15 protein-coding genes are annotated in these 20,099 nt (G+C 63.2%); 12 read left to right on the plus strand and 3 right to left on the minus strand.

The annotated features are described in order from the left end of the window. Positions 1-3 precede the first annotated feature (3 nt). Genes icmH through AC56QX_RS31590 form a run of 8 tightly spaced genes read left to right on the plus strand, consistent with a single transcriptional unit; the run spans position 4 to position 9,334 of the window. Positions 4-1,326: a type IVB secretion system protein IcmH/DotU gene (gene icmH / locus AC56QX_RS31555; protein WP_497112457.1), complete on the plus strand. Its 1,323-nt coding sequence runs from the start codon at positions 4-6 to the stop codon at positions 1,324-1,326. A 1-nt stretch (position 1,327) separates the two neighbouring features. Then, positions 1,328-4,864 (plus strand): type VI secretion system membrane subunit TssM, encoded by a 3,537-nt coding sequence (gene tssM / locus AC56QX_RS31560; RefSeq protein WP_497112458.1) that lies wholly within the window; start codon positions 1,328-1,330, stop codon positions 4,862-4,864. Beyond that, positions 4,846-5,388 carry a type VI secretion system-associated protein TagF gene (tagF, locus tag AC56QX_RS31565; protein ID WP_497112459.1) on the plus strand — a complete coding sequence of 181 codons (543 nt, stop codon included), beginning with the start codon at positions 4,846-4,848 and terminating at the stop codon, positions 5,386-5,388. The genes tssM (AC56QX_RS31560) and tagF overlap by 19 nt, the downstream gene beginning before the upstream one ends. Further along, positions 5,388-6,254, plus strand: a complete 867-nt coding sequence (locus AC56QX_RS31570; RefSeq protein WP_497112460.1) for a DUF4150 domain-containing protein — start codon at positions 5,388-5,390, stop codon at positions 6,252-6,254. Before tagF ends, AC56QX_RS31570 begins: the two co-directional genes overlap by 1 nt. Positions 6,255-6,257: 3 nt before the next feature. Then, positions 6,258-6,707, plus strand: a complete 450-nt coding sequence (locus AC56QX_RS31575) for a hypothetical protein (RefSeq protein ID WP_497112461.1) — start codon at positions 6,258-6,260, stop codon at positions 6,705-6,707. Positions 6,708-6,725: 18 nt separating this feature from the next. Beyond that, entirely contained in the window at positions 6,726-7,205 is a 480-nt protein-coding gene (locus AC56QX_RS31580; protein ID WP_497112462.1) for a hypothetical protein, read from the plus strand. A gap of 3 nt (positions 7,206-7,208) precedes the next feature. Next, positions 7,209-8,300 (plus strand): DUF2169 family type VI secretion system accessory protein, encoded by a 1,092-nt coding sequence (locus AC56QX_RS31585; RefSeq protein WP_497112463.1) that lies wholly within the window; start codon positions 7,209-7,211, stop codon positions 8,298-8,300. Further along, the gene (locus AC56QX_RS31590) at positions 8,297-9,334 is read left to right on the plus strand and encodes a hypothetical protein (RefSeq protein WP_497112464.1); all 1,038 of its coding nucleotides are present in this window, start codon (positions 8,297-8,299) and stop codon (positions 9,332-9,334) included. The genes AC56QX_RS31585 and AC56QX_RS31590 overlap by 4 nt, the downstream gene beginning before the upstream one ends. Positions 9,335-9,367: 33 nt before the next feature. Here AC56QX_RS31590 and AC56QX_RS31595 read toward each other — a convergent pair whose 3' ends face one another. Continuing rightward, positions 9,368-10,372 (minus strand): hypothetical protein, encoded by a 1,005-nt coding sequence (locus AC56QX_RS31595; RefSeq protein WP_497112465.1) that lies wholly within the window; start codon positions 10,370-10,372, stop codon positions 9,368-9,370. On the opposite strand from AC56QX_RS31595, the gene AC56QX_RS31600 reads away from it, so the two are divergent. After that, positions 10,337-10,549: a hypothetical protein gene (locus tag AC56QX_RS31600; RefSeq protein WP_497112466.1), complete on the plus strand. Its 213-nt coding sequence runs from the start codon at positions 10,337-10,339 to the stop codon at positions 10,547-10,549. The genes AC56QX_RS31595 and AC56QX_RS31600 overlap by 36 nt on opposite strands. On the opposite strand, the gene AC56QX_RS31605 is transcribed toward AC56QX_RS31600, so the two are convergent. Both AC56QX_RS31605 and AC56QX_RS31610 read right to left on the minus strand, forming a co-directional pair. Continuing rightward, the gene (locus tag AC56QX_RS31605; protein WP_497117990.1) at positions 10,542-10,967 is read right to left on the minus strand and encodes a DUF6484 domain-containing protein; all 426 of its coding nucleotides are present in this window, start codon (positions 10,965-10,967) and stop codon (positions 10,542-10,544) included. The two genes, AC56QX_RS31600 and AC56QX_RS31605, sit on opposite strands and share 8 nt — an antisense overlap. A gap of 7 nt (positions 10,968-10,974) precedes the next feature. Beyond that, the gene (locus AC56QX_RS31610) at positions 10,975-13,299 is read right to left on the minus strand and encodes a type VI secretion system Vgr family protein (RefSeq protein WP_497112467.1); all 2,325 of its coding nucleotides are present in this window, start codon (positions 13,297-13,299) and stop codon (positions 10,975-10,977) included. Between the two features lie 247 nt (positions 13,300-13,546). Here AC56QX_RS31610 and tagH point away from each other — a divergent pair, with 247 nt between their 5' ends. From tagH to tssM (AC56QX_RS31625), 3 genes are all read left to right on the plus strand, one after another. Continuing rightward, the gene (gene tagH / locus AC56QX_RS31615) at positions 13,547-14,599 is read left to right on the plus strand and encodes a type VI secretion system-associated FHA domain protein TagH (RefSeq protein ID WP_497112468.1); all 1,053 of its coding nucleotides are present in this window, start codon (positions 13,547-13,549) and stop codon (positions 14,597-14,599) included. Positions 14,600-14,898: 299 nt separating this feature from the next. Next, a complete protein-coding gene (gene tssL, locus AC56QX_RS31620) occupies positions 14,899-16,386 on the plus strand; it encodes a type VI secretion system protein TssL, long form (RefSeq protein WP_497112469.1) in 1,488 nt (495 codons plus the stop codon). Positions 16,387-16,408: 22 nt separating this feature from the next. Continuing rightward, entirely contained in the window at positions 16,409-19,957 is a 3,549-nt protein-coding gene (tssM, locus tag AC56QX_RS31625; RefSeq protein ID WP_497112470.1) for a type VI secretion system membrane subunit TssM, read from the plus strand. Positions 19,958-20,099 lie beyond the last annotated feature (142 nt).

The raw sequence follows: 20,099 nt of genomic DNA on the forward strand, positions 1-20,099 counted from the left end.
ATGATGAGCCGCGATGATCCTTTCGGACTGTCGGAGGATCGCGAACGCACCCGCATACGGCTGACCGGCGCGCCGATGCCGCGGCCGATGGCGCCGCTGTTGCCGGGCGCGGCGGTGAAGCGCTCTCGCACCCACCCGAACGCACTCGTCAACGCATTCGCGCCCTTGCTCGAATTCGCGCCCGAGCTTGAAAGCGCGCTGGCGCCGGAGAACCCGGAAGCGCTGCGCACCCGATTGCTCGAAGAACTGGTTCGGGCACGCGACACGGCAATGGCGACGGGGTCCTCGATGGAGCGGGCCGATCAGGCGGCTTGGGTGGTGGCGGCGTTGCTCGACGATCTCGCCTTGAACACGCCCTGGGGCGGGGCCAGCGCCTGGCCACGCCAGCCGCTTGTCGTCATGCTGCGCGGCGATGTCGATGCCGGCACGCAGTTCTTTACGCGTCTCGACGAGCTGGAACGCCATCCCAACCGTGACCGCGAATTGCTGGAGCTGCAGTATGACTGCATGGCGCTCGGCTTCCGCGGCAAGTATCGCGTGCCCGGCCGGTCAGGCGATCGCTCGCTCAATGCGGTTCGCGTGGCGGCGGCACGCTTCCTGCGCGATGCCGACGCCGAAGGCGCGCCGCTGTCGCCAAACTGGAAGGGCGTCATCGCTTCCGACGAGCCGCAGCGTTTCATTGTGCCGATCTGGGTCATGGCGCTCGGCGCGGCGGTCGTCGCCACGGCCATCCATATCGGGCTGTCGATGGGGCTAAGCAGCCAGGCGGTTGAACTATCAGCCCTTGTGCGCGCGTTGCCGCCGCCTGAACGCGGTGACATCAGCCGGACCTCGCCCAAGGTCGACGCCCCACCGCCGGAAAAAGTGGATTTTGCGCTGTTGCCGGAATTCCAGGCCGGGGCACCGGCTGACCTCAAATCCGCCCTCAGCGGCACCGAGAGCGTTTCGCTGGCCAAGCTGATCATCCAGGCCTCCAACCCCGAACTGTTCCAGTCGTCGCGGCCACAACTGAGCGACGGCTTCGAGCCGCTGATCGGTTCGATCGCCAAGGTGATCCTTGCCAATCAGGAGTTGATCGGGAACATCACGGTGATCGGCCATACGGACGGCGTTCCCCTGCAGAAGACCAATCCGCTGTCGACCAACCAGCGGCTGTCAGAGGCGCGCGCCCAGACGATCGCCGACATGCTGGTCCAGAACGGCGTGCCGCAGGATCGCGTCCATTCCGAAGGCCGCGCGGCCACCGACCCGGTGGCCAGCGACAGCACGCGCGAGGGGCGGGCCTTGAACCGCCGCGTCGAGGTGCTCGTCGAAAAGAGGCTGTGAGATGTTCGTCCTGCGCTTCCTCTGGGCGGTCCTGACATCGCGCTGGCTGTGGACGCTGATCGGCATCACGCTGCTTTCCCTGGTCATCTGGGTGTTCGGTCCGATCGTCAGGGTCGGTCCCTATTCGCCTTTCGATTCCGACAATGTGCGCATTGCCATGATCGCGGGGCTGATCATCCTATGGTTGGTCTGGCTGATTATCGCGCAGCGCCGCGCCATCCGCGCCAATCGCCTGTTCGTCGCCGAGATCGCCGCGCCGGTTGCGGAGAAGCCCCTCGGCCCCGGCGAAGAGAACGTCGCGGCCGTGGGTGCCAAATTCGCCGAGGTGATGGCCGAACTGAAACGCCGCAAGCTTGGCGGACGCAAGTTCCTGCGCGAGATGCCGTGGTACGTTATCGTCGGGCCGCCGGCCACCGGCAAGACCACGGCCTTGCGGCAGTCCGGACTGAATTTTCCGATCGACCTTACGGACGATTTGCAAGGGGTCGGCGGCACGCGCAACTGCGACTGGTTCTTTTCCGAGAGCGCGGTTCTGATCGACACCGCCGGCCGCTATGTCCAGCAGGAGAGCCAGCCCGATGTCGACGCGGCGGAATGGCTGGGCTTCCTCGATCTTTTGAAGAAGCATCGCGGCCGCCGCGCGCTCAACGGCGTGATCGTCGCGCTTTCGATCGACGTGCTTTCGGAAGGCGACGAAGCTATCAAGGCACATGGCCGCAAAATCCGCCGCCGGCTGGCCGAGCTCAACGACCGGCTCGAGATCCGCCTTCCGGTCTATTTGATGCTGACCAAGGCCGATCTGATCAAGGGTTTCGAGGCGTTCTTCGGCGGCCTGTCTACCGCTTCGCGCGAACAGGTCTGGGGAACGACTTTCGCGCTGGATGCGCGGGTCGATGCCAAGACCATCGAACGAGAGATTTCAACGCTGGCGACGGAGCTGGAGCGGCGGCTGGTGCCGCGCCTGGAGGACGAGGACAAACTCGCCGCCCGCGCCGAGATCTTCAGGTTCCCCGCCCAGTTGTCCAGCCTGTCCGAACCGATCCAGGTGCTGGTCGAGGCAATGTTCGGCGAAAGCCGCTATGAAGAGGCCGCCTGGCTGCGCGGTCTCTACCTGACATCGGCGACGCAGGAAGGGGCGCCCATCGACCGACTGACGGCAGCGCTGTCGTCGTCCTTCGGCCTGCCGCCACGGCGAGCCCTGCCCGCACCAAGGGTCGAGAAACGCAGCTTCTTCTTGAAGAACCTGCTCACCGAGGTCATCTTCAGGGAAGCCGGCCTCGGCACGTTCGATCCGCTGGCGCAGCGCCGCCGCGCCTGGATTTGGCGCGGTGCCGCGGCTGCGTGTGCTGCGGCCGCCTTGCTGGCCGGCGGGCTGTTCACCTGGTCCTATTTCGACAACCGAAACGCGATCACGGCGCAGGCGAGCCAGTTCGAGGCGTTGCAAACGCCCCTGACCGCAACTGCCGCAAATCCGGCGTCGGTGCAGCAGCCTGCCATAGACGGCGCGCTCGAAGCGATGGACGCGGTCGCGAATGCCCGGACAGCACCGCCTGCCAGCGCCCAGGATCTGCTGGGGCCGTCGGCCTCGGCGGAATTGGTGCGGGCACAGACCGACACCTACGACCACGCCCTGCGCAACGTGCTCGAGCCGCGCATGGTCGCGTTGCTCGAGGCGACCATGTGGCGGCAGATCCGCGATCCGGATTTCATGCTCGGCGCGCTGAAGACCTATCGCATGATGACCGGCCTGTCGCAGATGGACCCCGACTTCGCCCAGAACTGGTGGGTCAACAGTTTGCCTGAATTCGCGGCCGCGGCACCCTTTCCGACCGCCGATGCCGAGGAGCATCAGCTTGCCGCCATCCGCCGCATGGCGGTCGACGAAAGCTATGTCGCGCCCGACCAGGCGCTGGTCGCCGAAGCGCTGAAGACGGTGTGCACGATCTCGTTGCCGGCGCGGGCCTACAAGCAGTTGCTGGCCGATCCGGAGGTCGCCGGGCTGAAGGAGTGGATCCCGGCCAATTTCGCCGGCCCCAATGGCGGCAAGGTGTTTGCGCGACGCTCCGACAAGACGCTTCGCGTCGGCATTGCCGGAGCCTTCACCTATGCCGGCTTCCACGACGCCATTCTCGACCGCATCGACGATGTCGCCGCCCAGGCGGCACTCGATCGTGCGGTTTTCGCCGGCGGCTGCTCGGAGAATTCCGAGACCTCGGTCTCGGCTCTGTCCGAGGATATTCTGAAGCTCTACTATGACGACTACATCGCGCAATGGGACAGCTTCCTGCGCGACATGCGGCTGGCGCCACTGACCGATCTGAACGTCGCCAGCGAAAATCTGAAGGATCTCTCGAGTGCGGATTCAGCGCTGAAGCGGCTGCTGACGGCGATCGTCCAGGAGACCGAACTGACGCGTTCCGACGAGGCGCCCGCCGACGACAAGGCGGCAGCCAAGGGCGCCTCCAAACTGCTCGGCAAGTTGGGCAAACTCGGCAAGTTGGCGACAAGCGGTGCGAAGCTGCTGCCCCGCGCCGGCTCAGCCACAGAGGTGGACCTGACCGGCAATCTGGTGGCCGAACATTTCAAGCCGCTGAAGAGCACCATTGCCGAGGTCGACGGCCAACCGCCGGCGCTCGATGCCGCGGTTGTCGCGCTGACCGCGCTGTCGAACGTGCTGCAGACGGTCACCGCCAACCCCAATCCGCAGGATGCCATCAAGAAGCAAGGCGGTCTTGCCGAGCTGACGGGTGCGGTCGCGAGGCAAGCACAGATCCTGCCCGACCCCATCAACGTCTGGCTTAGCGGCATTGCCGGTGACACCAGCAATTTGACGCAGAAGGCGGTCACATCGGAGCTCAACGCCATCTGGCGGGCGGACATACTGCCGTTCTGCCAGGCAGCGCTGAACGACCGCTATCCGTTCAGCGCCGACAGCGCGGTGGACGTCAATGTGCGTGATTTCGCCCGCCTGTTCGGACCGGCCGGGCTGATCGACGGTTTCATCAACGACCACCTGATCAACTATGTCGACACCACCAGCCAGCCATGGAAATGGCGCGCCGATTTCGGCCTCGATCCGTCGGCGCTGGCGGCTTTCGAGCAGGCCAGGCATATCCGCGACGATCTCTTTCCCGGCGGCACCGGACCGGTGATGAGCTTCACGCTCGAACCGAAGGACCTGTCTCCCAACGTCACGCGCGTCACGCTCAATCTCGATGGTCAGACGCTGGTCTACTTCAACAACGCGACGCGGCCGCAACCGATGACGTGGCCGGGCAAGGACGGCACCGGCGTCATTTCACTCGCCTTCCAGCCCATCGACGGGTCGCCCGAAATCATGCTCAACGAGACCGGCAGCTGGGCGTGGCTGAGGATGCTGCGCAACGGTCGTTTCGCCGGCACGTCGCTCTCCGATGTCTACAGCCTGCGCCTGGGAACGAAGGGAATGTGGGCCGATTTCGAACTCAAGGCCGCCAGCGTCGAGAACCCCTACAATCTGCAGATGTTCAAGAAATTCTCATGTCCGCCGCAGATATAAATATTGGATTCTTCGGCAAGATCCCGGCGACCGGAGATTTCGTCGCCGCCAACCTGCCGCGGACTTTCATCGACCGCTGGGACCGCTGGATGTCGATGGAGTTGCGCGCGCGGCCCGATGAGGGGGAATTGGATTCGCGTGTCTGGCGCTTCATCGTCAAGGGCGGCATTTTCAGCGACCAGCCCTGTGCCGGCGCCTGGCGCATGAGCGAGGACCGCGTGGGACGCCGCTATCCGTTCGCGATCATCGGGATTGGGGCTACACCGACGCCTGACGATGCATGGTTCGACGGCGTTGCGTCAATCGTTGATGAAGCGGTCGAATCGCAGAGGACGCAGTCCTGGATCGCCGAAGGCTTGGCCAACCTTGCCGCGCCCAGCACCAGCCATGGCGATCCGAACCGGATTGGCTTTTGGCTCGACGACTGGTCGGTACATGAGTTCGCGTTCTCGGATATTCACGACCTGGCGACCAACGCCCTGCCGAAAATGCGCGCCCCGCGCCCTGAGACGGAATATCTCTGATGGGCAGCACAGTCTTTGCAGAAGGCATGGGCTTCTTTCACCAGGGAAGCGGCGGCAAGGGCGTGGCGCCGGGAGATGTGTGCCTGAGCCCGCCTTCCCCCCCGGCAGGCCCGGTTCCGGTTCCATACGTCAACATGCTGTCTTCCAGCGATCTCACCAAAGGCAGCAAGAGCGTAAAGATCGAAGGCAACCCGACCGCGCTCGAAAGCTCGTCGGAGGTTGCGACCAGCACCGGCAACGAGCCGGCCACCCAGGGCCTCGGCGCGGGGGTCGTGACGCACAAGATCAAGGGCAAGGGGGTGTTCAAGCTCTGGTCGTTCGTCGTCAAGGTGGAGGGCAAGGGTGTCTGCCGACATGGCGACACCATGGAGCAGAACACGGCAAGTCCGCTCCCGAACACCATCGACACCGCCGCCTTGGTCAACTTCCGCAATTCTCTTCTGGTGAAAGACAAGAAGAAATGCACGACCGATTATTGCTACAACGACCATTACACCCCACCGACAGGCCCACAGAAGGCCAGCGTCCAGAACCGGCCATGCTGGGAGTGCAAACGAAACCTTGGCAGGCTGATGAATCGCAAGACCGGCAAGAACAAAACCGCAATCAAACGACTGCAGGCCAAAGTCAACCGTCAAATCTCGGGAAAGGAACTGCCGATTATCGCCGATCACCAGCCCACGCAGAAGGCTGCGTGGTATGCTGGGGGATGCAACATCGCGACCCCTCCGCAAGGCTTCAAGGATGCGATGAAAGTGCTCTATGTCAGGCCGCATTGCGATGCCCATAGTAGAAGCCAGCCGGGCCGGCAGTCGAAGGTAGACAACAAGGCGGTCACGGACTTCATGAAGGCTCGGGGGATCTAGGCGATGAGCGCAGCGGGTTTTGCCGATCTCGACGCTGACTATACGGCGATAATCGATGCGTGGACCGCCGAGCTCCACGCCGTCATGCCCGCGATCGAGGCGTGGTGGGGCGCACTGCAGCAGCGCCTTAATGCCTCCGGCGAGAACATAGCCAATCTGCATTGGCCCGCCGGGCTGGTGGCCCATCCACGGATTCTGGCGATCTACCGCAAGCACTATTTCAAAGTTCACGGCCTGAACCTTGAACGGTCCGCCCAGCAGACCGAGGATGACGACCAGGACGATGAATCGAACTGGGGTGAGGATGGCGACGAAGAGGGCGCCAGCGGCCCCGTGCCGCCCAATCTGCTGCTGGTCGAAATGATGTCCGAATACGACGCAGAACTGTTCAAGCACTTCAAGTACTTCGTCTATGTCCCGATCGGCGAAGATCCATCTCTCGAAATGTGCTGAGGCTGAAAGAAGATGGCAATGCGGATTGCCCATAGTGTCGAACTCGGCCTAAGCCGGCTTCTCAATGCACCCCAGGACGTTGTCGGTCCTGATCATGGAGTCCGCCTTTCGCGCCGCGAGGCCGCTGCCGCTTATAAGCCCCTGTTCAAGGCCTACCTCGCTGACTTGGAGGAGACGTTCGACGTGGCTTCCGAAATCTGGGAAGCCGGCCTCGACGAACTGGTCGATAGCGGCCTGACAATCAATCAGGCGATCACGGAACAGCTGGATGACGCGGCGGCCGGCCCGGCGGATCATCCGGCGGTGGTATGGCTCGTGCGGGAATATTGGCTGCGATGCGTTGCGGTGGGAGAAACACTGCCCGTGGCCGACCGGATCGCGCCTGAGGTGTTCCTGCTGCAATGGGTCGACGATGAGGGCCACAAGGAATATGTCGAACTACTGACGGCCATGCCCTATTGGCCGATCGGGCTTGACGAAAACGGCCGGTGGTGCTGAACGATGGCCTTCGATGTCTGGCTGGAAAACAGGACACCTTTCGCCGCCGCGACCCACGTCCAATTGAATGCCGACGGCCAAGAAACTCTGGTTGTGATGCTATCGGCAAGTTTCACGGCAACTGATGAGGGAAAGGAATTCCAGCCAGCGGCCGAACAGATGCCAGTGATCTTTGGCGATGAGCCTTTTGGCAATCCGGCCCTTTCATCGACCCGCTACGAAGCGGACATCGCACCCGTCAAGCCTGGCGCCGAGGTGATCGTGAATGGCGCCGCGCACGCGCCGGATGGAAGGCCGGTACGCGAGATGCAGGTCGGACTGCGTGTCGGTAACTCGATCCGCAAGGTGCTGCAGGTCGTGGGGGACCGGATCTACGACTCCGGCGGTTACAGCGCGCCAGCGCCTTTCCGGACCATGCCGATCGTCTATGAGCGCGCCTATGGCGGCACTTTGGAAGACTTGCGCACGGACCAGCGCAACCCGGTCGGCGTGGGGTTCCGTAACGCCCGGTCCGCAGATCCCGCGGTCAGAACCGAGGCGCCCAACGTCACGTATCCGGGCGAAGCGCAGGCCCGAGCTGGGGAATCCCTGAGGCCGGCGGGATTCGGGACGATTGGCCGGGGCTGGCAACCGCGCCTGGCTTTCGCCGGAACCTATGACAAGACTTGGCTCGAAACCCAATGGCCGCTCGCTCCCAAAGACTTCGACACGCGGCATTATATGTGCGCCCCAGCCGACCAGCAGCTGGCGGGCATCGGTGACGGCGAGGATATCACGGTGATCGGCATGACGGCTTCGGGCAGATGGGATTTCCGCCTGCCGCGCATTACGGCCCCGCTGCGGCTCATTTATGACGATCGTGTAGAGGAACACGCGTTCAAGACTGACACCGTGCTCATCGAGCCTGACTTGAAGCGCGTGACCCTCAAGGCTCGCCTGGCAGTGGTGATCCGGCGCAATGTGCCGGCGCTGCGGGAAATCGCCTTCGGCCACATTTCTCCCGTTTGGATCAGTGCGCGCCGCAAGCGAAAACTCTATCTCAACCTTCTCGGCGGTGACGGAACCCTGCGCGATCGCCCGGTGTGGCAGCCGTGAAGCGGCCGCTCTACATCTCAGTCGGTGGCGCCGTCACGCCTGCTGGATTGAACGCGCGGCAGACCATCTCAGCCATTCGTGCCAACCTGTCTGCATTTCAGGAGGTGCCTCTTTCAGAGCCGTTTCCCACCACACAGATCGTCGCACGCATTCCAGCCAAGGCGGGTCTGCGACGCAATGACGGGGTATGGCTCGCCAGCATGGGCGCCCGCGCACTCAAGGAGGCGATGCTTGACGACAAGGCAACGCCGGACCAGACCGCTGTCCTGCTCGCGCTGCCGGAGAGTTTCCGCGACCATCCGGCGTATGAAGATATCGAGCGGGGCCGCCTTTTGAATGCCATTTTCGAGCGATGCGGCCTGCGCTTCAATGCCGGCTCGCGCGTATTTGATGGCGGTGCCGCAGCCTGCGCCGGGCTGCTCGACTATGCCGGCGACATGCTGGAATCCGGGGCTGTCACGCAGGTGCTACTCGGCGGTGTGGACAGCCTCGTCAACGAGACCGACATTGCGCGATTGATGCGAGCCAATCGTCTGAAATCCGAAAGCAATGCTCAAGGGGCAGTCCCTGGTGAGGGCGCTGTCTTCGTGCGCCTGACGCGAGCGCCGGGGAGCAGACCGGCTGCAATGATTTGCGGGGCGGGCATGGCTCAAGAGATCGACAGCGTTCTTTCCGAACGCCAGAGTCAGGGCCGTGCGATGGTGGCTTCGCTGGTTGCTGCCTTCAGCGGATCCGGACCCAAGGAACCCGATATCGAGTTCCTTGTCAGCAATGGAAACGGGGAACGGTACAGCGGGCTCGAACAACTAGTCGGTCGCGCGCGCTTCTACCGCACGCACCGCGAGATATTCCCGACGGCCTACCCTGCGATGACGGTCGGCGACATTGGAGCCGCTAGCGCGGCACTTGTCCTGACGCTCGCGGCCGACAGTTTCATAAGCGGTTACGCGCCCGGCCGCATCGCGGCGTGCGAGCTCGCATCCGAGGGTGGCAACCGGTCGGCGATCGCGCTTGCCAGCCTCCGCCAACGCTGAACGGAAGGGACGGGCCTCCCTCGGCGAAAACGATCACATCCAGGCCGGGAACTTGCGTGTCATGCGCCAGTCTGCCAGCGGCGCCTCGGGCGTGGCGATTGCCGCGCGCAGCGCATCCAGCCTGAGCCTGCGCATCGAATGGAAAGGCCTGTGGTTGCGCCCGCCCCGTCCCTCGTCCCACCATGCGGCAACGCGATCGGCGACCGGCAACGGGCTGTCGGTCAGAGATTCAAACTCCTTCGCCAAATCCGCCGGGTCTATCGTGAACAGGTCGGTGTCGTTGAAGTCCACATCGAACAGATCGCGCATCGCCAGCCCGGCCGCAAAGACAAGTCCCGGCTCGCGCATCTTCTCGATCAGCCAGGGCATTACGGACGGATCGCCAAGCAGGCCGATCGACGCGGTTGCCGCTGCGCGCAGCAGGGGCTGGCCGAGGAGCGTCTGCAGCCAGGCTTTCGCGGCCTTGGGCGGCGTCGTGAGCAGGCGTAGCTCGATCGCCGCTTCCGCCTGGTCCGTCTCCGTCAGCACGATCTTGTCGATCACTGGGTGCGCGGACCGCACCTCGCCAAGCAGGCAAGCGGCGAAGGCAGCCGCAAGACGTTCTTTCGCCGTCTCGCCATCAAGACGGGTCAGGACTGCCGGAAGCAGGTCGCGCCGCCGGAGCCCGCCAGCGAGCCGAATGGCGCGCCGGCGCACGTTCGCGTCGGAATGGCTGACCAGATCATGCAGGCGAGGTCCCGGATCGACGCGATTATGCCAGAGCGCAGACAGCCCAAGGCAGCGCAGTCGCGCATCACTTGTGTCCAGCCATTGCGCCACGAAGGGACGCAGGTTTTCGCGCGGCGTGCGCGCGATCGCAGCGGACAAGCTCGAAATGCCGGCTTCACCCAGGCTTGCGCCGGCGTCGATTGCGGAAGTCACCAGTTTGGCATCGCTCCAACGCATTGCCAGAGTGCCGAGGACGAAAAGTTCGCCTGGTTCGGCGTAGTCGGCGAAATGCGCTTGAGCAGCTTCCCAACCGGTCTTGCCGGCGGCCATGAGCCCTTCGAGATTGGCTTCGAGACGCTGGTCCATGCGACCGATATCGACCTCGTCGAGGATTGGTCCGTCGATCTCCCGACGACGGCGCAGCCACAGGAAAGCCGCGTCCTCGGCGTGCTGGTCCACGATCGCCGCAATGGTCGCGATGCTGTGCATCGGCAATGCCTCAGTTGAGATGCACGGCCCCGCCACGAATGCGGTTGGTGCCACTGGCCTGGCTGGTCAACTGGGTGCCACGAATGGTCACGCGGCCATTCTTCTCCAGAATGATCGATGCCAGGCCGCAGCGTAATTCTATGCGCTCATCGCCAGTGATGACGATGCGCTCGCCGTCACGGACAAGTTCAAGGCTCCTGCTGCGGGGCACCGGATCGACGATGCGCCCGACGACCAGCGGCCGCGCCGGGTCGCCGCCCTCGAAAAGCAAGGCAAGTTCGGACCCGATGGCCGAAACGTCCAGTTCCGTCAGGCTGCGCGCAGCAATCGCGGTCTCGCGCGGATTGCCGACGAAGACAACCAGTGGCGCCCCGCCTTCGAAACCGATCAGCAGGCCGATCACGACGCCGTCGATACGCTCGAGCACTTCCATGATGACGCCCTCAATTGTTGTTGATCGTGCTGCCCTTGACGATCACCTCGCCGTCGGCCTTGACGGTGATCTTGCCGCTGCCCTTGAGTGTAATATCCTTCCCATCAACGACAATGGTGCCGTCCTTTTTCATCGTGATCGACGCTGAGCCACATTTGAGCGTGATCGAGTCGCCCGCATCGATCATCAGATTCTTGCCAACCTTGATCGAACTGTCTTCCGCGATTTGGATTCCGCTGCCCTTGCCGACCGTGAGCGCGTGCCCGCCGCCGACATCGGTTGCGTCGTCCGCAGCGATTTTTGCTGACCTGCCCTTGCCGATCTGCGACGACTGCGCGCCGCCGATGGTGAAACTCTGATCGGCGCCGACATTGACGCTTTGCGCCGCCGCGATGTTCCAACTGTCCGCTGCACCGATGTCATGGCTCTGCGCTGCGCCTACGGTCACCGACCGCGTCGCACCGATTGTATTCGTTTGCGGGCCGCCAACGCTTCGCGTCTCGGATGCGCCGACCGTATCGATGCGGGCAGCGCCGACAGTCACCGTCTGGACAATCCCCACCGTCTGCGAATGGTTGGAGCCGATCGTCTCCGTCGAGTTCGAACCGATGCCTATCGTCTCGTTCGACCCTACCGTCAGTGAGCGGTTCTTGCCCACCGTCTCGGTGTCGTTGTTGCCGATATTCGTGGTCTGGTCGACGCCGACCTTGACCGTCTTGTTGTTGCCGACGTCCTCGTCGAGGTTGTGGCCGACGGAATGCTTGGCGTCGTGGTCGATGCGGTCCGACTGGTCGTGCTGGACGAGCTTGGTGCGGTCGTGCTTGATCAGAAGGTTGTGGTCCTTCTGCGCCTGGAAATTGACCAGTTCGGAGCCGGCTTTGTCCTCGAACATCAGCTCGTTGTAACCGCCGCCGCCTTTCGAGGAATTGGATTTCCAGCCCGATTGCGTTGCGTTGCCCGGCAAGCCGTAGGGCGGCATCTGCGAAGCATTGTAGACCCTGCCGGTGATGATCGGCAGGTCGGGGTCGCCTTCGAGGAAGTCGACGATCACCTCCTGGCCGATGCGCGGTATCTGGATGAAGCCCCAGCCGCTGCCGGCCCAGGTCTGCGAGACACGCACGAAGCAGGAACTGTTTTCGTTCTTCTTGCCCAGGCGGTCCCAGTGGAACTGCACCTTCACCCGGGCATACTTGTCGGTGAATATCTCCTCGCCGGAAGGCCCGACCACCGTCGCCGTCTGCGGCCCGCGCATGATCGGCCGTGCCGTGATCCGCGGCGGGCGATAGGGCAAGGCAGTCGGCGCGACACCCAGAACGATCTTGTAATTCTCGATGTGGGCCTCGTTCTGGGTTCTGTAGCCCGGATCGAACAACCTGTATTCGGCGCTGACCACCAGATACTCCTGGTTCTGGTCATCGCGCGGAAAGCTCTCCAGCTTGAAAGTACAGCCGGAGTGGAGGCCGCGCACGGTTCCGACCGCGGTATTGCGCTGGTGCACGGCCTGGAGTTCCTCGCGTCGGATACCGGCCAGAGTGTCGCCGCGCCCGACATCGAGATGCGCCCCAGGCTGGCGATAATTCTCGCCAGAGGCTTCCTTGTGACTGAACGGCTGGGCGGACTTCGCCATCAGGTCGGCGCCAGGCTTCTTGAAATCATAGTCGGTATGGGCATAAGCCCCCGGCCGCACCGAACTGCCCGGAATCCATTCGGTGATGTATTCAACGTCTCGCCGCGAGCCCTGTCCCTCGAAATTATAGGGTATCTTCTCGTAGCCCGGCGCCGGCTTCAGCTTGCTCATCGCGTCGCAAAGCACGAGCGTGTGCTTGCCCTCGTCATGCTCGAAGAAATAGAAGATGCCTTCGTGCTCGAGCAGGCGCTGCACGAAATCGAGATCGCTCTCGTCGTACTGCACGCAATATTCGCGCGACGGATACGACCCTTGCAGCCGCTTCTCGAATTTCGCCGTACCGTATTTCGAGAAGATCTTTTCGACGATCTCGACAGCGGTCATGTTTTGAAAAATCCGGCAATCGGTGGCATTGCCGAGGAACCAGAGCCACGGCCTGACGACCGCTTCGTAGTAGGCCAGCCGGTCCTCGATGCGGGTCAAGCGGAACTCCGACACCAGGCCGCTGAACCACCGTTTCGGATCGGATTCGCCTTCGACCGAAACCATGCCTCCCAGCATCTTCAGCGGATCGATATCGTGGCTCGGGCTGACGAACCCAACCGTATAGGCAAAGCAGCGGCTGATCTCGTCGCGGCCGACAAGATGCGTGAAGGTCAGTTCGGCGCCGACGGGTGTTTGCACAACCGTGGCACGTTCGTTCGGCATGGGTCGTGCCCCTCCTGGACGCGGCCCCGGCGCGGTGGATTTGAAGTTCCCGCAATCTCATAAGGAACTTTTCAGGCCCGCCGCACCAGGCCATGTTGAGCCTACCACATGTTGTCGCGCCGACCAAAGAGGACGCACGGCGGAAAACCTTAACCTGTCGATGCATTGCCTCGAAACGCTGCTGTCCTGTTGGATGTGCAAACTGCTAGAATGTGGAGTATCGGTCAGTGTTCGACGGCGATCCGGGATGTACATCAGTCTGCAAATCAACAATGTCGACGCCTTGCCTGCGGGCATCTCGACCGGCTACGCGGCGCGGGATCGCAGCTTCGAGATCGGGCGCGATGCTTGCGACTGGACCTTGTCGGACCCCGACAAGTTCATCTCGGGCCGGCATTGCGAGGTCCGCTACGAGGCAGGCGCGTTCTGGCTGCACGACGTCTCGCGCAACGGAACCTACATCAATGGATCAAGCCAACGCATGACCGGCCCGCATCGGATGGCCAACGGCGACCGGATGCTCATCGGCCGTTATGTGATCTTCGTGTCGATCGACGAGGAGCGCGCCGCGACCGGCCATCCCAGCCACGGTTCGACGCAGCGCGAAATGCCTGTCGCGGCAGGTCGGTCGCTGGAATTCGGAGATGGGCCGTTCTTCGACCCCGCGGAGCAACGGTCTGGGCAGCGCGTTGCGGCATCGACGTTCCCGTCACAACCGCCCCTGCCCTCGACCAGGGATGAAGTTCTGCGGGAGATCGCGATCGGAGCCGGCATCTCGCCGGAATTGCTGCAATCGCGCGACCCGCATGAAGTTGCCGCCGAAATCGGCGCTGTCCTGCGGACGGTGGTCGAGGAACTGACCTTGCTGCTGAAGGCGCGCGCGGCGGCGAAGATGCTGGCCAAGAGCACGCAACGAACGATGATCAGCGCCGCCGACAACAACCCGCTGAAATTCGTTCCGGGAACCGACGACATCCTCGAAATCATGTTCGCCCGGCGCCGGGCCGGCTATCTCGATGCCAGGCGCAGCATCGAAGATGCATTCCGCGATCTCAAGACTCACGAATTCGCCACCTATGCCGCCATGCAGGCCGCGCTGTCGCGGCTGCTTGACGACCTGTCTCCGGAAGCGATCGGAAGAAAGCTTCCGCCGACGTCGTTCTCGTCGAAAAAGAGCCAGGCCTGGGACGCTTTTGTGGCGACATGGCGAACCATGGAGGAAGCACACGAGAACGGCATGCTGGACATATTCCTGGCCTATTTCAGCGAAGCCTATGCCAAAGCCGACAAGCAGAAATAGGCGCTTCAGGGGAGCCGCGGCGCCACAGCCGAAGAAGACACTTCTTCGGTGCGCGGCATCCGGTTCCAATCGGGAGTTTCCGGGATTACGATCGCATACGACAATTCGCCAAGCGGGTAAGGCTGATCGACCTGGGGGTCTGCGGCAATGTCATCTTACGGCGGGATAGTAAGGAGTAGCCGACCGTCCTCAAGACACTGCCCTGCTCCGCGGGGTTCGCTTTTGCGTTACCTGACCGCGAGCTGCCTTGCGCCTGACCGGCAAGAGCGCGGGCGACCCGCGCCAACGGACAATCGGCCATGAACTCGAAGGACGATCCTTTCGGCCCGGCGGGCAAGACCGTCATTCGCGCCACGCCACGCCGTGAGCGAAAGCCGGTGCCCGTCGCTCAGGAGCCCGCCGTGGATGGCGGGCAACCCTCGCAGGTCAAGGAGTCGACCGTGTTCGATCCCGGCGTCGGCCGACATACGCCGCCGGGTTGGACATCCGGGACGGTGATCTATCAGGGAACGCCTCCCGCGGCCGCGCCGACGCCTGCCGTGCGGCAGGAGACTCTGCTCGATATCACCGACAGTGTCCGATATTCCGCGGCAAACCCGATCCTTGCCGCGGCCGCACCATTGCTGATGCTGTTCGGCCAGCTCAGGCTTATCCCCGTCGAGAGACAGGCGGAGCCCTTGGCCGACCATGTCGCTGAGACGATTGATAAATTCGACAGGGCACTGGAGAAATCAGGCGTTGCCGAAGAGGATGCGCGGATTGCGAAATTTGTCCTGAGCGAAACCGCCGACGACCTCATCGGCAACCTGCCCTGGCCGCGCGAAGACGCCTGGGCGCAGCACAGCATGCTGTTGCAGTTCTTCCACGTCGAGCCCAACGGCACGGGCTTTTTCGAAGCGCTGAACAAAATCCTGGCCAGCCCGGAGGCACATTACGATCTTCTCGAGCTGATGCATGTCTGCCTGTCGCTGGGGTTCGAGGGCCAGTATCGCGGCCTGACACGCGAGGACACCAATCTCGAACGGGTTCGGCGCGACGTCTACGAAACGCTTCGCTATTTCAAGCCTCGTGCGGACGCGGACATCTCGCCGCGCTGGCAGGGCCTGGCGGCGACGATGTCGCAATCGTCGACACGCCTGCCGCTCTGGGTCGTTGCGGCAGCGGCGACTACACTGCTGACTGCTGCATTCTTCGCGTTGCGGGTCTTTATCACCAATGAAGGCGACGCCGCCGCCGGCGAATTGCTGGCACTCAACCCATCAACGCCGATCGCCATCGAGCGCGCCAGCGTGGCGCCGCTGGCCGAGCCGGTGAAAGTCACCCCGCCTGCCGCCACAACCACGCAGATCGACCGCATCCGCTCGGCGCTGGCCAAGGAAGTCGAAGCCGGCGGGCTGACCGTCGGCACGAAGGGCGACTTCGTCGTCGTGGAAATCAACAATCTCGTGCTGTTCCAGTCCGGCAGGGCCGATGCGAAACCGGAATTCCAGCCCATAGCCGCCGATATCGCAGCCGCCCTGGAACCCGAGCGCGGGCCGATCAGGATTGTCGGCCATACGGACAATGTGAAGCCGCGAAAATCGAGCCCGTTCAAGTCCAACTTCGACCTGTCCGTCGCCAGGGCGAAGGTCGTCGAAACCATGATGGCGCCGAAGTTCAGCGATCCTTCCCGGCTGACGGTGGACGGCAAGGGCGAGGACGAGCCGATCGCCGACAATGCAACGCCGGAAGGGCGCGCCAAGAACCGCCGTGTCGATGTGATGATCGCCAAGGAGGAAACATTGTGAGCACGGCCGGTTGGAAGCGCCGATGACGCGTTGGCTGCTGCGGATCTTCAGCATGATCGCGCTCGCCGGTTTTTCGGCGGCGGTGTGGTTTGCCGGGCCCTTGATCCGCTTCGCCGATAGCCGTCCTCTCGGACCTGTCTGGCTGCGCGCGGCAATCATCGGCGTGATCGTGGCGGCCGTGGCGCTGTTCTATGGATTGCGTTTCTGGCGGATGAGCAAGGCGCAAAAGGCGCTGGAGACGGCCGTTGCCCGCAACGACAACAGGAACGACGACTCGCAGGTGCTCGAGGCGCGCATGAACGAGGCGATCACCGCGCTCAAACGGTCGAGCGGCAAGCGCAATTTCCTCTATGAGGTCCCCTGGTACATCATCATCGGTCCGCCCGGCGCGGGCAAGACAACGGCACTGGTCAATTCCGGCCTGAATTTTCCGCTGGCCGGTTCGGGTGATGCCCAGCCAGTCGCCGGCGTGGGCGGAACGCGCGCCTGCGACTGGTGGTTCACCGACCAGGCCGTGCTGATCGACACCGCCGGGCGCTACACGACGCAGGAGTCCAATGCCGAGAGCGACAGCAAGAGCTGGCTCGCCTTCCTGTCGCTGCTCAAGAAATACCGCACACGCCAACCGATCAACGGCGTCATCCTGGCGATCAGCCTTGCCGATCTCATCGGCCTCGACGATCAGCAGCTTGACGCTCACGTCATCGAGATACGCAGCCGCCTGCGGGAAATCCACGAGACGCTGAAAATCCAGTTTCCGGTGTATCTGCTGTTCACCAAGGCCGATCTTGTCGTCGGGTTCATGGACTATTTCGGCGGTTTCGACGAACCGCGCCGGCGCAAGGTCTGGGGCGCGACGTTCCAGACCACGGATCGCACCAAGAACATGGCCGCCGAGGCGCCGACCGAATTCGATGCGCTGGCAAGACGCCTGGTCGAGGAGATGCCCGACCGCCTTCAGGACGAGACCGATCCCGTCGCGCGCATATCCATCTTTGGCTTTCCGGCGCAGTTTGGCGCGCTGAAGGGCCGAGTTGCCAGTTTTATCGCCGGCCTGTTCGATCCGGGCCGCAGCCAGGCGAATGCCAGCCTGCGTGGACTCTATTTCTCGTCAGGCACGCAAGAGGGAACGCCGATCGATCAGGTGCTGGGCGCGATCGGCCGCAGCTTCGGCAGCAATTCCCGCGCGCATCTTTCCGGAAGCGGCAAAAGCTTCTTTCTGCATGATCTGCTGACAAGCGTCATTTTTGCTGAATCCGGATGGGTCTCGTACGACAAATCGGCGGCAAGGCGGGCGGCGATCGGCAGATTTGCCGGGCTTAGCGCCATCGCCTTGATCGCGACGGCGGCTCTCGGCACCCTGGCGCTGAGCTTCACGGCGAACAGGTCACTGATCGCCTCGACCACGCAGGCCATGAGCCAGTACCGCACGACGGCGGACGCGCTGCTGAAAAGCACCGAGGTCACCGATGTCGACCTCGAAAACGTCATCGGTCCGCTCGACCAGCTGCGTGATCTGCCGGCCGGGTTCGAAACCGGCGACGTGCCGACACCGATCGAGGAGACGTTCGGCCTCAGCCAGCGGGAGCGACTGCTTTCGGCATCCAAAGCGGCTTACCGGCAAGCGCTGGAACGCATGTTCCGGTCACGCCTGCTGATCCAGGCCGAGCGGACGATCCAGGCCAAAATGGCCGATCCCGCCGCGCTCTATGAACCGTTGAAAATCTATCTGATGCTTGGCGGCAAGGCGCCGAAGGTCGACGACGCGTTGATCGTTTCCTGGATGAAGCAGGATTGGGAGCAGAACCGCTATCCGGGCGAAAACAACCGCGCAGGACGCGAGCAGCTCGAAAAGCATTTGCGCGCCATGCTTGCCCTGGACGACGCCTATGATCCGGTTTTCGAACTGAACCAGCCGCTGGTCGAAGCCGCTCAGCGCTCGCTCGGCCGCATGAGCCTTGCCGACCGCGCCTCCGCACTGATCAAGTCGGCGGTCTATGCGGCAGCGCTGGAGGATTTTTCCGTTTCCGTCAAAGGCGGACCGGAGGCGCAGCTGCTGTTCGAGCGTGTCGACGGCGGCGACCTGTCAGGCCTTCGTGTTCCCGGCCTCTATACCTATGCCGGCTTCAACACCTTCTATCTCGGTCAGCTCTCGCGCATTGCCCAGACCCTGGTCGACGACCAGTGGGTCCTCGGCGGTGGCGGCGAGCAAGGCGGCATCGATCAGGAATTGCTCAAGCTCGGCCCCGAACTTCTCGATCGCTATGGCAAGGAATTCGCAACGGCTTGGAACAGCGTGCTCGACGGGTTGAAATTCAAGGCGATGCTGAAGGACAAGCCGCACTACATCGCGCTTTCCGCCGTCGCCTCGCCAAGCTCGCCAATCGAACAGCTGTTTACGGCTATCGCCGACGAAACAGCCCTGACGCGGGACGCCAAAGACTCAGGCGCCGGGGTTGAGGCCGGCATGGTTCAAGGCCAGTCTCCGGACGCAGCAAAGATGGCCAAGGGGCTGGCGCGCATCGGCATACAAATCGCCACCGGAAAATCGCAAAGCCGTGCCGGCACGGGATCCGCAACAAACCAGAATCCCGGGGCCAACATCGAAGCGCAGTTCAGGTCGTTCCAGGCCCTGGTGAGCGGCCCTGCCGGACGCCGACCGGTCGATGCCTTGACCCAGAATTTCCGCGACATCTACCAGAGCCTGCAACTGGCGACCGACGTGCCGTCGCAGACGGAACGCGTCAACGCCAATCTGCAGCTGCAGATAGCCACCCTTCGCGCCAATTCCTCGCGCCTGCCCAAGCCGCTCGCCAGAATGGTCAATGCGACGGCGGACGAGTTCGAAGGCAACGTCGCCGAGACTTCGGTGACGAATTTGAACCAGTTGCTCGACCAGACGGTTACGGCTCCGTGCGAGGCGGCCGTGAACGGCCGTTATCCGTTCTCCGGCACTGGCGCCGAGGACATGGCGATGGCCGATTTCGCCAAACTGTTCGCTCCGGGCGGGTTGATGGACCGGTTCTTCGCGCAAAATCTCGCACCGCTGATCGACATGAGCGGCCAGGACTGGAGCTGGAAACAGGATGCGCGCTTCGGCCGCGACCTGTCGAAATCGACGCTGAAAAACTTCCAGAAGGCGGCCGAAATCCGCAGCGCCTTCTTTCCTCAAGGCGGTTCGACGCCCTCGATCAGCATCACCTTCACGCCGTTCTCACTGCATGGCGATGCCGATGCGGCGGTGCTCGATGTCGATGGTCAGACCGTCCAGAGCAACCAGGCGAGCAATGCGCCAAGCATCGTGACTTGGCCGAGCGGCGCGGCCTCCGGGTCTGCCAGTCTGAGCCTGACGCCGGAGATGCCGGGCCGCGAATCCAGCATCAAGTTCGAAGGGCCGTGGGCGCTGAAGCGACTCATGGACAAGGCGACCATCACCGGCACCGACAACAATGTCGAAGCGCGCTTCGTGATCGGCGGGCGCGACGTCACCTATACGATCCAGACCGGCTCCGGCCCCAACCCGTTCCTGCTTCCGGCACTTTCCGGGTTCAGCTGTCCGAAGGCGTTTTGAGATGGGCTTCGAACTTTTCAACGCGTTGACGCCCTGCACGAGCCCCAGGCGCCCAGACCTTAATTTCGATACTTTAATGGCCGAGCCTGTGGCAGACTGCCCTAAGCGGGCGCCCGGGAGTGCGCCGCAGAGGACGCGTGAG

Source organism: Mesorhizobium sp. RCAM 06353 (genome assembly GCF_059683585.1).

Coding starts and splice junctions, on each gene's coding strand:
- tagH (WP_497112468.1), top strand. CDS start 13,547: ATGTACATCAGTCTGCAAATCAACAATGTCGACGCCTTGCCTGCGGGC.
- icmH (WP_497112457.1), top strand. CDS start 4: ATGAGCCGCGATGATCCTTTCGGACTGTCGGAGGATCGCGAACGCACC.
- tssL (WP_497112469.1), top strand. CDS start 14,899: ATGAACTCGAAGGACGATCCTTTCGGCCCGGCGGGCAAGACCGTCATT.
- tssM (WP_497112458.1), top strand. CDS start 1,328: ATGTTCGTCCTGCGCTTCCTCTGGGCGGTCCTGACATCGCGCTGGCTG.
- AC56QX_RS31575 (WP_497112461.1), top strand. CDS start 6,258: ATGAGCGCAGCGGGTTTTGCCGATCTCGACGCTGACTATACGGCGATA.
- tagF (WP_497112459.1), top strand. CDS start 4,846: ATGTCCGCCGCAGATATAAATATTGGATTCTTCGGCAAGATCCCGGCG.
- tssM (WP_497112470.1), top strand. CDS start 16,409: ATGACGCGTTGGCTGCTGCGGATCTTCAGCATGATCGCGCTCGCCGGT.
- AC56QX_RS31570 (WP_497112460.1), top strand. CDS start 5,388: ATGGGCAGCACAGTCTTTGCAGAAGGCATGGGCTTCTTTCACCAGGGA.
- AC56QX_RS31580 (WP_497112462.1), top strand. CDS start 6,726: ATGCGGATTGCCCATAGTGTCGAACTCGGCCTAAGCCGGCTTCTCAAT.
- AC56QX_RS31585 (WP_497112463.1), top strand. CDS start 7,209: ATGGCCTTCGATGTCTGGCTGGAAAACAGGACACCTTTCGCCGCCGCG.
- AC56QX_RS31610 (WP_497112467.1), bottom strand. CDS start 13,299: ATGCCGAACGAACGTGCCACGGTTGTGCAAACACCCGTCGGCGCCGAA.
- AC56QX_RS31595 (WP_497112465.1), bottom strand. CDS start 10,372: ATGGCCGCCGGCAAGACCGGTTGGGAAGCTGCTCAAGCGCATTTCGCC.